12 protein-coding genes are annotated in these 11,555 nt (G+C 67.4%); 7 read left to right on the forward strand and 5 right to left on the reverse strand.

Annotation, left to right across the window (positions count from 1 at the left end; genetic code table 11):
• Positions 1-132 precede the first annotated feature (132 nt).
• Positions 133-1,152, forward strand: a complete 1,020-nt coding sequence (locus NN4_RS26255; protein ID WP_246181086.1) for a YdcF family protein — start codon at positions 133-135, stop codon at positions 1,150-1,152.
• Here the strand turns inward: NN4_RS26255 and NN4_RS26260 are convergent.
• Positions 1,140-1,901, reverse strand: a complete 762-nt coding sequence (locus NN4_RS26260; protein WP_147136724.1) for a glucose 1-dehydrogenase — start codon at positions 1,899-1,901, stop codon at positions 1,140-1,142. The genes NN4_RS26255 and NN4_RS26260 overlap by 13 nt on opposite strands.
• 357 nt (positions 1,902-2,258) lie before the next feature.
• Between NN4_RS26260 and NN4_RS26270 the strand changes: the two genes are divergently transcribed.
• The gene (locus tag NN4_RS26270; protein WP_147136726.1) at positions 2,259-3,155 is read left to right on the forward strand and encodes an alpha/beta fold hydrolase; all 897 of its coding nucleotides are present in this window, start codon (positions 2,259-2,261) and stop codon (positions 3,153-3,155) included.
• Between the two features lie 55 nt (positions 3,156-3,210).
• Here the strand turns inward: NN4_RS26270 and NN4_RS26275 are convergent, their stop codons facing one another.
• Positions 3,211-4,602, reverse strand: a complete 1,392-nt coding sequence (locus NN4_RS26275; protein WP_147136729.1) for a WS/DGAT/MGAT family O-acyltransferase — start codon at positions 4,600-4,602, stop codon at positions 3,211-3,213.
• A gap of 250 nt (positions 4,603-4,852) precedes the next feature.
• Here NN4_RS26275 and NN4_RS26280 point away from each other — a divergent pair, with 250 nt between their 5' ends.
• Genes NN4_RS26280 through NN4_RS26290 form a run of 3 tightly spaced genes read left to right on the forward strand, consistent with a single transcriptional unit; the run spans position 4,853 to position 8,690 of the window.
• On the forward strand, positions 4,853-5,752 hold the full coding sequence (locus NN4_RS26280; RefSeq protein WP_147136732.1) for a metal-dependent hydrolase: 900 nt from the start codon (positions 4,853-4,855) through the stop codon (positions 5,750-5,752).
• Positions 5,753-5,774: 22 nt separating this feature from the next.
• Positions 5,775-6,881 (forward strand): PDR/VanB family oxidoreductase, encoded by a 1,107-nt coding sequence (locus NN4_RS26285; protein WP_147136735.1) that lies wholly within the window; start codon positions 5,775-5,777, stop codon positions 6,879-6,881.
• 30 nt (positions 6,882-6,911) lie between these two features.
• Positions 6,912-8,690 carry an SDR family oxidoreductase gene (locus NN4_RS26290; RefSeq protein ID WP_147136738.1) on the forward strand — a complete coding sequence of 593 codons (1,779 nt, stop codon included), beginning with the start codon at positions 6,912-6,914 and terminating at the stop codon, positions 8,688-8,690.
• Here NN4_RS26290 and NN4_RS26295 read toward each other — a convergent pair.
• Complete coding sequence (locus NN4_RS26295; RefSeq protein ID WP_147136742.1) at positions 8,687-9,202, reverse strand: UCP032817 domain-containing protein; 516 nt, start codon at positions 9,200-9,202, stop codon at positions 8,687-8,689. The genes NN4_RS26290 and NN4_RS26295 overlap by 4 nt on opposite strands.
• A gap of 305 nt (positions 9,203-9,507) precedes the next feature.
• Positions 9,508-9,657, reverse strand: coding sequence for a hypothetical protein (locus NN4_RS45180; RefSeq protein ID WP_186818644.1), 150 nt, complete (start codon positions 9,655-9,657; stop codon positions 9,508-9,510).
• 77 nt (positions 9,658-9,734) lie between these two features.
• On the opposite strand from NN4_RS45180, the gene NN4_RS26305 reads away from it, so the two are divergent.
• Positions 9,735-10,742 carry a zinc-binding dehydrogenase gene (locus NN4_RS26305; RefSeq protein ID WP_147136746.1) on the forward strand — a complete coding sequence of 336 codons (1,008 nt, stop codon included), beginning with the start codon at positions 9,735-9,737 and terminating at the stop codon, positions 10,740-10,742.
• A gap of 56 nt (positions 10,743-10,798) precedes the next feature.
• Positions 10,799-10,966: a hypothetical protein gene (locus tag NN4_RS45185; protein WP_186818645.1), complete on the forward strand. Its 168-nt coding sequence runs from the start codon at positions 10,799-10,801 to the stop codon at positions 10,964-10,966.
• Here NN4_RS45185 and NN4_RS26310 read toward each other — a convergent pair.
• Positions 10,954-11,394: a nitroreductase family deazaflavin-dependent oxidoreductase gene (locus NN4_RS26310; protein ID WP_147136749.1), complete on the reverse strand. Its 441-nt coding sequence runs from the start codon at positions 11,392-11,394 to the stop codon at positions 10,954-10,956. The genes NN4_RS45185 and NN4_RS26310 overlap by 13 nt on opposite strands.
• Between the last annotated feature and the right edge of the window lie 161 nt (positions 11,395-11,555).

The following is an 11,555-nucleotide window of genomic DNA, read 5'->3' on the forward strand; positions in this document are numbered from 1 at the left end:
TCGGACGAGCGACACGATATGGGAAAAAGGGAAAGGCGAGAGGGAGCCGCGCCGTGCGGGAGGGTCGACCCCGGGCCGGGCGGCACCGCAGCGCCGCACGGTTGCCGGTCGGCCGGTTACGGTGGCCTGGTGATGCTGCTCGTTGTCGGCCTCGGCCTGTTGGGTGTGTTCCTGCTGCGCTTCCGCAGCGATCGGCGGCGGCTGAGCAACGGGGTGTTTCTGCTGCTCGGGCTGGCATTCGCCGGTGTGTGGCTGATCGGCTCCGGCGCCAAGGGCGACCTGCCGGTGGTGCTGGCCGGCCTGCTCCTGCTGTTGTCGCCGCTGCTCGTGCTGGTGCTCGCCGGTTTGCTGATGGTCAACGGCGGGCAGATGGTTCGCCGGGAAGGATTGCGTATCGCGAATCTGCTCCCGCTCGGACTCGGCATCGCCCTGCTCGTGCCCTATGTGTGGCTCGCGGTGGCCATTTTCACCGGCGATATCTGGGTGGTCGTGATTTTGGCGTCGGTGACCATGGCGGTGAGCTACATCGGATTCCTGTTCGCCAGTTTCCTGCTGTATTCGCTGTTTTACGGGGCATTGCCCTATCGGCCCGGCATGGACGCGATCGTGGTGCACGGTTCCGGCCTGGTCGGCGCGCGGGTGCCGCCGCTGCTGGCCAGCCGCCTGGATCGGGCCATCGAGGTGTACCGGGCCGAGCTCGCGGCAGGCCGCAGGCCGTTGCTGATCACCAGCGGCGGTAAGGGTTCCGATGAGGCGGTGTCGGAGGCCTCGGCGATGGCGAGCTACCTCGTCGACAACGGGGTGCCCGCCGACGCCGTTGTGCAGGAGGATCGTTCGACGACGACGCGGGAAAACCTGCTCTTCACCAAGCGGCTACTGGGCGAGCGCGGCGAATCGACTCGAATGGTGCTGGTGACCAGCAACTTTCACATCCTGCGCACGGCGATCCTGGCTCGGCGCCTTGACCTCGACGCCGAGGTGACCGGTTCGCGGACGGCGTTCTACTACCTGCCCTCGGCGATTCTGCGCGAGTTCGCCGCGATCGTGGTGGCCTACAAGTGGGTCAATGTGCTCACCTGTGCCGCGTTGATGGCGCTGCCGGTGCTCGCGCTACTGCTCACCCGCGATATGCCGCACCACTACGGGGACTGAGGCAGGTCGTCGAACGGCTTGTGCGGAATACCGACGGTGAGCCCGCCGTCGATGACGAATTCGGCGCCGGTCGAGTAGGAGGATTCGTCGCTGGCCAGGAAGGTGATCAGCGCGGCGACCTCGGACGGGTCGGCGGCGCGGCCCATCGGGATCTGCAGGAACTCCGCGGGGATGCCCTCGGTCATCGGCGTGGTGATCAAGCCGGGGTGTACCGAGTTGACCCGAATGTTGTGCTGCGCCAACTCGAGTGCCGTGGACTTGGTCAGGCCCCGGACGGCGAATTTGGTCGCCACGTAGCCGTGCAGGCCGATGCTGCCGCGCATGCCTTCGACCGAGGAGATATTGATGATCGAGCCGCCGCCCGCCTCGATCATCGCCGGGGTGGCAGCCTGCATCCCGAGAAACGTGCCGGTGAGGTTGATGTCGATGATCCGCTGCCATTCGGCCAGTTCGAAGTCGACGAGCAGGTTGCCGTTGGCGATGCCCGCGTTGTTCACCAGGACGTCGAGCGAGCCGAACCGCTGCACCGCCTCGGCGACCGCGCCCTTCCAGTCACCGGGTTCGCGCACGTCGAGGTGCACGTAGGCGGCGGCGTCGCCCAGTTCCTTGGCGACCGCGGCGCCTTCGTCATCGAGCACGTCGCCCAGGACCACGCGGGCGTCCTCGGCCACCATGGCCTTGGCGTGCGCGGCGCCCATGCCGCGGGCGCCGCCGCTGATCAACGCCACCTTGCCGGTCAACCGCCCCATCGCGGCACCTCCGTCTCTCGTTCGTCCACGCCCAACGTACTAGAACAAGTTGCAGAAGTGCGCCGGATCGGGTGCTGGTCTCGCGTCCGATCGTGCCACATCGCGGCGTGGAGCGGGGAAATGTGTTGCGTGCCTGGGTATTCGGGACGGTCCAGCGGGGACCGCCCGCGGCGGTGCCCTTCCGAGTCGTGCTCGCGACGACGATCGAGTGCGCGGGTTCCGGCAAGCCGGCCTGTATCGCCGAGTCGATCGTGCGTGCCTTGGCGTAGGCGGTCATTGCCCGCCGTCCTGTCGCAGATGTGGCATCATCTTGTAGAACACGTTCTAATTCTGTCCGCGATCCGCGGGAGGCGCACGATGACGAACTCACGATCCGCGGCGGCCCTGCGCCGGTTCGCCAGGCGGGTACCCGATATCGCCGAGGTCCCCGGCGGGCGACTGGTCGAGTTGCCGGGACGCGGCCGCACCTACGTGGTCGACATCGCCGGACCGGCGGGTGCGCCCGCGCTGGTCCTGCTGCACGGCACCGGCTGCACCGCCTACCTGAACTGGTTTCCGGCGTTGGCGGCGCTGGCCGAGCGGTACCGGGTGATCCTGTTCGACCAGCGCTGGCACGGCCGGGGGATCCGCTCCGCGCGGTTCTCGGTGGACGACTGCGCCGACGACGTCGCCGCCGTACTCGACGCGCTCGGCGTGCCACAGGCGATATGCGCGGGCTACTCGCTCGGTGGAGTGGTGAGTCTGGCTGCCGCGCACCGGCATCCGGATCGAGTGAGCGGACTGGTGCTGTGCGCCACCCCGTATCGGTTCCAGGAGAAGTGGCGTGAGCGCGCCTTCCACCAGGCGTTCGGTGCGTTCGCCGCGGCGTTCGGGCCGTATTCGTTCCGGCGTAGCGAGCAATTCGCCGGTCGGCTACCCGAGCTGCCCGAGATCGCCTGGGCACCGGGCAGATTGGACCGCTGGGCGCTCACCGAATTACGCAGTACCAGCGGCTGGGCGATCACTCAGGTGATCGGCGAGGTCGGACGATTCGATGCGACCGAGTGGTTGTCGACGCTGAAAATGCCGACCGCGGTGGTTATCACGACGCGGGACCGGGCCATTCCGGTCTACCGGCAGTTGGAGATGGCGACCACGATCCCGGGGGCGAGCATCCATCTGATCAAGGCGGGGCACACGGCCTGTGTGCTGGAGGCCGAGCTGTTCGTGCCCGCACTGCTCGAAGCCTGCGGGGCGGTCGCCGCGCGGTTGTGAGGACGCGGCCCGGCTCCTGTTCGGCGGCGATGACGAACAGGCGCCTAGTTGCTGGTCATCCCAGTTTTCGAGCGGCGGCGAGCAATTCGGCAACGACGTCGGGGACCGCGTCGGCGAGCTCGGCGATGTCGGGCACCAGCTCCTTACAGGCGATGAAGCCGAAGTCCAGATCGTCGTTGTTCGATATCACGGTCACCGTGAGCCCGGCGCCGTGAAAGACCGGGCCGAACGGATACATCCCGTCCACCCGCACGCCGAGAAAGTAGAGCGGCATCGGCGGGCCCGGCACATTCGACACCACCAGGTTGTGCACCACCGGGTGGTGCTCGGCCAGTTTCAGCGACGAGTACACCCGCGCGGCGAGCTGAAAGGTGTTCGGCGGGGCGTACTTCGACCAGTCCTGGAGGAAGTCGGCGCCGATGAGGTCGTGTTCCTCCTTGGCGCTGCGGTTGTCCTCGGCCACTTGCTGGAGGCGTTGCACGGGGTCCGCGATGTCGGTGCCGAGGCGGGCGAACAGCGTGGACACCTTGTTGATACCCGCGGTGTGCCGCGAGGATTCGTGCACCGAGACCGGCACCGACGCGACCAGCGAGCGGTCCGGCAGTTCGTCGTGCTTCTCCAGGTAGGCCCGCAGCACCCCCGCGACGATGGTCAGCACCACGTCGTTGATCTTCACCCCGAAGGCGGACTTGATCTCTTTGATCGTGCCCAGTTCCGCTTCGGTGAACGCGACCGCGCGATGCGGGGTGATTGCCAGGTTGAACGGCGTACGCGGCGCGGAGAACGGTAACGCCATGCCCGCCTTGTCCTTCCGGCGGCGCTGCGCGAAACCGGCGACCATGCCGAGGGTTTTCGGCACCATGCCGACGATGCCCGCCTTGGTCGGGAACTTGACCACCGCCTTGGCCAGCAGTTGCCAATCGTTGGGGCTCGGTTCCGGCCGCCATTCCTCGGCGGGCGGGGTCTTGGCCGCATCCGGTTCCAGATCGCACAGGTGCATCATCATGTTCGTGCCGGTGATGCCGTCCACCGCGGCGTGATGGTATTTGCAGATCACCGCGACCTTGCCGTCGCCGAGGCCCTCCACCACCGACATCTCCCAGAGCGGGCGGTCGCGGTCCATCGGCCGGCTGGCGATGTCGCCGACCAGCTCGGCCAGCTCGCGCCGGCCCGCGGGCGCGGCGATGCCGATGCGCCGAATGTGATAGTCCAGGTCGAAGTTCTGATCCTCGACCCAGACCGGGTGATCGAGATTGAACGGCACCTCGTAGACGCGGCGGCGCATCTGTGGAATGAGGGGTAGGCGCCTGCCTAGCTCGGCTTTGAATTTCTCGAAGGAATAGTCCCCTGAGCTGGGATCGAGGATCAGCAGCGCGCACACGTGCAGGTGCTGGGTCCCGGTTTCCAAGTACAGAAAGCTGGCATCCAATCCGGTTAGTCGTTCCATAGCGGAAGACTACTAGAACGCGTTCTAGTTTTGGCCGGAACGGGGGCGAGGTGGCTCACAGTGCAGGGCTCTATTGTCAAGGGGGGTGGCGGTATTGGCGGAGTGGGTCCAGTCCGTGGCATGCCCGGGTCCGAATGTCCTTCGAGACCGTCGCAGATCTTCATGTAACCCGCAGTTGCATGTATTTGTATGATGATTGCTACAGCCATGCAGGAAGGCGCGCGACGACGCGGTCGTGAGAGGAGTACCGATGAAGCTACTTCGGAGGGGCCGACGGCCGGATATCGATCCGGGTGAGGTGGCACTGCACGCACGCAATGTGCAGTTCCAGTGGGCCGATACGCCGCTGCACTGGATGCCCGCCGAGCCGATCGCCTCGCATCTGATCAACTCGCTGAATCTGCTGCTGCCCGAGGGCGAGCGCATGTTCTGCGCCGCCTACACCGAGGCGCTGCCGTTCGTGAAGGACGACAAGCTGCGCGAGGCCATGCTCGGCTTCATCGGCCAGGAGTCCATGCACGCCGAGACGCACGACAAGGTGCTCAACGAGGTGCTCGCCGCGCACGGCATCGACCCGGAACCCTATGTGCGCCAAGCCGAGTACCTGTTCCGCAAGACGCTCGGCCCGAAGACCGCCGACGGCGTCGCGCAGCGTCAGGTGATGGTGGAGCGGCTAACGGTCATCGCCTGTCTGGAGCATTTCTTCGCCTACCTCGGCGACTGGGTGCTCAACGCCGACCTGGAGAAGTTCGGCGCCGACCCGCGGATCGCGGATCTGTTCCGTTGGCACGGTGCCGAGGAGGTCGAACACCGGCACGTCGCCCACGATGTCGCGGTCTACTTCGGTGCTGGCTATGTGCGGCGCGCGGCAGTCATGACGATCGCCTTCCCGATCTTCATCACGCTGGTAGTGCGCGGCACCAAATTCATGGTGCACCAGGACTCTTCGCTGCCCGACCTCGGCTACCCACGACTCATCAAGCGGGTGTTCGGCGCGATGTGGCGTGGGGCGCTGCCCGGCGTGCCGTCGCTGCTGTGGAGCGCCCTGTCGACCTTCAAGCCCGGCTACGACCCCGAGACGGTCGGGTCCACCGCGCAGGCGGTGGCATACCTGGCGAAATCGCCTGCCGCGCAAGCGGTCGCGTCGTGATGGAATTGGGTGGAATTCGAGCGTGACTTCGCGGCACATTCCTGAACAGTTGCCCGCCGATCTGTTCGGCAAGGGGGACCACGATCGCGCGGTGCGGGTGCTCGACGCGGTCGCCTCGGCACGACTGCGGTGGACGACGCTGATCAACCGGCGCGATCTCGCGCCGCGGGTGGACGACCACCGGCTGGCGCTGGTGGTGACCGAACGGCGGATCGAGGCGCACGACCAGGACGTGGTGAGTCTGCGTCTGGCCGCACCGGATCGGCGGGAACTGCCGCCGTGGCGTCCCGGTGCTCACCTGGATCTCGAACTGCCCTCGGGCCGGTTGCGGCAGTACTCGCTGTGCGGCGATCCCGCCGACACCCGTGCGTATCGCGTTGCGGTGCGCCGCATTCCGGACGGTGGCGGCGGTTCGATGGAGGTACACGACGATCTTCCGGTCGGTGCGCCGATCACGGTGCGCGGGCCGCGCAATGCCTTCCCGTTCGCGGTGCCCGGTCACGGATCACCGGCCGCCCGTTTGCATTTCATCGCCGGGGGCATCGGGATCACCCCGATCCTGCCGATGGCGCGGCTCGCGCAGCGGCTCGGTATCGAGTGGTCGATGGTGTACACCGGCCGCAGCCGCGACACCATCCCGTTCCTCGACGAGATCGCCGGGTTCGGCGACCAGGTCACCGTGCGCACCGACGACGAGCACGGCCTGCCCGACGCCGCCGCGTTGCTGCCCGGCGTCGCGGCCGACACGGCGGTCTACTGCTGCGGTCCGGTGGCGATGACCACGACCGTCGCCGCCGCTATCCGCGAAATGCCCTGGGTAGAACTGCATTCCGAGCGGTTCTCGCCACCGCCGATCGTGAACGGGGTGCCGTTCGAGATCGAATTCGCGTCCACCGGTGAAGTAGTCGAGGTGGCCGCGGACCGGTCCGTGCTGGACACCATCTTGACGAACCGGCCGGATCGTCCCTACTCCTGCCGTCAGGGCTTCTGCCGCACCTGCAAGGTCCGGGTGCTCGCGGGCGAACCGGAGCATCGGGAAACCGTGCTCACCCCGGCCGAACACGAGGCGGGCGACATGCTCGTCTGCGTATCCCGTTCGCCCGGTGGGCGACTGGTGCTCGATCTGTAACCACGACCTCTGGTCAGCAAGGAGAAACCGATGATGACCATCGAACCACCGGAGCTGGTGGCCGCCGAGCGGACGGTGCGCAGCGGCGAATTCGAGCTCGCCGTCTACGAATACGGCGATCCGAGCGCGGAAACCGTGCTGCTGGTGCACGGCTGGCCGGACACCAATCACCTCTGGGACGCGGTGGTGCCGTTGCTGGCGCGCCGCTTTCACGTGGTCACCTACGACACTCGCGGGCACGGGCGCTCCACCCGCACCCGGCGTATCGAGGACTTCCGGCTCGACGTGCTCGCCGCGGACTTCTTCGCCGTCGCGGACGCGGTGAGCCCCGACCGGCCGGTGCATGTGCTCGCGCACGACTGGGGCTCGGTGCAGGTGTGGGAGGCGGTGTGCGAGCCGCAGGCGGCCGCGCGGGTCGCCTCGTTCACCTCGGTATCCGGGCCGAACCTGGACCACATCGCGAACTGGATGCGCGCCAGGCTGTCCCGGCCCACCCCGCGCAACCTCTGGCAGCCGTTCAGCCAGGTCTTGTCCTCGGCGTACACCTTCTTCTTCATGACACCGGGCCTACCCAGGGCTGTCTTCGGACTGCTCGGCACCGAGCAGCGCTGGCAGCGGGTGGTGTCGATCATGAACGAGACGTCGCCGTCGAAGGTGATTCTCGGCCCGACGTTCCGGCAGGACCTGGTCGACGGCCTGCTGATCTACCGGGCCAACATCGTGCAGCGCCTGCTCTCGCCGCGCGAGCGGCACACCGAGGTGCCGGTGCAGCTGATTGTGGCGGGCCGCGACGTAGCGGTCCGGCCCGCGGGTTTCGAGGACGAACGCAAGTGGGTGCAGCGGCTGTGGCGCCGCGATGTGCCTGCCGGGCACTGGATGCCGTTCTCCCACCCTGAGCTGCTGGCCACCGCCACCACTGAGCTGATCGACACGATCAACGGCGGCGCGGTCCCACGCGGGCTGCGCCGCGCTGAAGTCGGCCGCAGCGCAAAGCCTTTCGAGGATCAGCTGGTGGTGATCACCGGCGGCGGCAGCGGTATCGGCCGCGAGACGGCGCTGTCCCTCGCGCGCCGCGGTGCCGAAATCGTGCTCTCCGACATCAATCTCGTCGCGGCCAAGGAGGCGGCCGAGCTGATCGCCGCCGAACATGGTGTAGCGCATGCCTATCAGCTCGACGTGTCCGACGCGGCAGCGGTGACGGCGCACGCCGAGACCGTGCTGGAAACCCATGGCGTGCCGGACATTCTGATCAACAACGCCGGAATCGGCCAGGCCGGTGGGTTCTTCGACACCTCGGCGGCGGAGTTCGACCGGGTCATGCGGATCAACCTCGGCGGCGTGGTGAACGGGTGCCGAGCTTTCGGCCCTGCCATGGCCGAGCGCGGTCTGGGCGGGCACATCGTCAACCTGTCCAGCATGGCGGCCTACAGCCCGCAGCAGGGGTTCAGCGCCTACTCGACCAGCAAGTCGGCGGTGTTCATGTTCTCCGACTGCCTGCGCGCGGAGCTGGCCGGTCGCGGCATCTCGGTGCACACCATCTGCCCCGGCATCGTGCACACCAATATCGTTGCCAACACCACTTTCTCGGGTGTCAGCGCGGAGGAGGAGAAGCGCAAGCAGGAGCGCTACGACAACCTCTACCGGATGCGGCGCTACGGTCCGGAGAAGGTGGCCGAGCAGATCGTGCGGGCCGTCGAGAAGGACCGCAGCATCGTCCCGGTCACCCCGGAAGCCCGGGTGCAATACCACGTCAGCAGGCTCGCACCCGCGATCGGCCGGTTCGTCGCGGCGCGGGTGAAGCTCACCTAAACTGCGGGCAGGGTGCGTAATTCGGCCTCGATGGCCGTGACGCGCGCGGCGTCGACGCCCCACGGGTGTTCGACGCCGACCCTGCTGTCCAGATCCCACAGCACGCAGGACTCGCCCGGCTCGGCGACCAGCGCCCAGGCCACCACGGTGCGGCCCAGCTGCTCGCCCATGGTGCCGTGTGAAACATTCGGTGGCCCGGCGCCTTCCGGGAAGTGATGCAGGAAGCGGCCGTACGCGGCGGTGCAGAACGCGGCGTACCGCTCGGTGCAGAGGATGAAGCCGTGCCACGCCTCGTCCACGGCGTGCGACGGCATGCCGATCACCTGTCCGTCGCGCATGGCCGCGCCGCAGCAGCGCAACCACTGTCGCAGGCCGGTCGCCACCAGGTCGCGCGGCTGCCACGGGACGGTCTTGTAGACGGCCTCGGGTAACTCCAGCGTGGCTACGGCGGCATTCACCGCGCCGAGATCGATGGGGCGCTGCCGGGGTCTGCGGAAGCTGAAAGACGGCACAGTTCACTGTACGCAGGCGGGAGGGGCCGCTACGGTTCATGAATGGGTGGAGTTCTCATTTTCCTGATCGTGGTGTATGCGGTCGTGGCGGTAGTCATCATCAGCGTGATCGTCCGGACTACGCGCCGAAACAGGCGGAATCCGCCCTACCGGACTCGGCGTGGTGATGCACGCCGGCGACATGGCGGCGGTTCGGAGCCCTACTGGGTGGCCGGTGCCGCCGGTACCGATGCCGGTTCGTCGAGTAGCTGTAGCGGCGGCTGGTATCCAGAGCCCGATGGCGGGCACCACCAGCACGGCGGAGGTCACCACGACAGCGGCGGCAGCAGCTGCGGTGGGGGTAGCAGCAGTAATTGTAGCGGCGGAAGTAGCTCCAGCTGTAGTGGCGGGAGCAGCAGCAGTTGCGGGGGTGGCAGTTCGTGAATCGCTTTCGCGCTGAGTGAAATCGCCCGCACGCGGCTTGACCTCAATAAGAGTTCAGGTTCCATGCTGATTCCTGTCGGACGAAACAGGAAAGCTATGGAGGTTGGTCGTGCGCGCTGTGCAGGTGGCGGAATTCGGTGGGCCCGAAGTACTTACGGTGCGTGAGGTGCCGGAGCCGGTGCCCGGACCGGGCGAGGTGGTGGTGGACGTGGCCGCCGCCGACGTGATGTTCCTGGATGCCCGGTTGCGCGGCGGATGGGGTGGGGACTATTTCCAGCTGGCGACTCCTTACGTGCCCGGTGGCGCGGTCGCCGGTGTGGTCGGCGCCGTCGGTGACGGTGTGGACGAGTCCTGGATCGGCAAGCGAGTCACCACCGCGACCGCGGCCAGCAAGATCGGCGGCGGCCGGCCGATCGGCGGGTACGCCGAAAAGGCGCTCGCCAGTGCGGCGACGCTGACCGTCGTGCCCGACGGGTTGAGCCTGGCGCAGGCCGTCGCGCTCGCGCACGACGGGCAAACCGCATTGGCCGTGTTCGACAAGGCCGCGATCCAGCCGGGGGAGTGGGTGCTGATCACCGCGGCGGGCGGTGGACTCGGCACTTTGCTGATCCAACTCGCGCGTGCGGCAGGCGCACACGTGGTCGCCGCGGCGCGGGGGAGCGCCAAATTGGCGTTGGCCGAACGGCTCGGCGCCGACGTCGTGGTCGACTACACCGAGCCGGGCTGGTCGGACAAGGCCAGGGCGGCGACCGGTGGCTCGGGCGCGAATGTCGTGCTGGACGGCGCGGGTGGTGCACTGGGCGAAGCGGCCTTCGATGCCATCGCGGACAACGGGCGATTCCTCGGTTACGGCATGGCCGCAGGCGAATTCGCGGCGATCGACAGTGCGTCGGCGGCCGCCCGCGGCATCACGGTGACCGGTCTGCTCGACGTCACCGACGCCGAGACCGATTGGTCGCGACTGGCCGAACGCTCGCTCGCCGAGGCCGCGGCCGGGCGGCTGGAAGTGGTGATCGGCCAAACCTTTCCGCTCGACGCGGCCGAAAAGGCACACGCCGCCATCGAATCCAGGACGGCGGTGGGCCGCACCCTGCTGACCCTGGATTCCGCTGTCTGAGAGACCGCCCGGGCAAGCTATGGCGGGCACCCTGGCTCGGCGCTAGGGTGCCCTGCGTGGAGACTCTGATCGTTGTTGGTGTGGTCCTACTGGTGCTCGCTGTCGTGGTGGTTGTCGTGCAAATAGCCAGCAGACCGCCAAAAGACGAAAGTCGATGGGACAGGGACGATCCCGACGACTACGACGGCCACTGGGACGAGCGCGACGACGACTACCGGGACTGACCGGCCGGCGTCAGCACCACCACCGGAATCGGCCGCTTGGTCATCTTCTGATAGGCGCTGTAGCGACCCTTGTTGACCTTGTCCACGATCGCGAACCGGCGCGCATAGTCCGAATCGTCCGGATACGTGGGCCGCGCGACCACCGGCACCTTGCGCCGCCCGATCTGAATCTCACACTCCGGCTTCGCCTTCACATTCGCCAGCCACCCCGGCGGCCGAGGTGATCCACCGTTGGACGCCGTCACCAAATAGTCCGCCCCATCCCGCCCGTACGTCAGCGCCGACGTACGCGCCTGCCCCGTCTTGCGGCCCACCGTCCGCAACAGCAGCGTCGGATTCCCGAACAACACCCGATGCCCCACCCACCCGCCACTGTTCTCGTACACCCACTGATGCACCTTCAGCACCTTCGCGAACACACTCGACATGGTCGACCCTCCACAACGGTTGCCGGACGCCCCACCCTAACCGCCACCCCGGGTCCGAGTGGTGCAAGTCCCACCCCAGCCGGTAGCATCCCCCACGCCTGCGGTGCACCCGCAGAAGAGGGGCGGTAGCTCAGTCGGTTAGAGCCGTGGACTCATAATCC

The sequence above is a fragment of the Nocardia ninae NBRC 108245 genome (assembly GCF_007990755.1).
Classification (GTDB): Bacteria; Actinomycetota; Actinomycetes; order Mycobacteriales; family Mycobacteriaceae; genus Nocardia; species Nocardia ninae.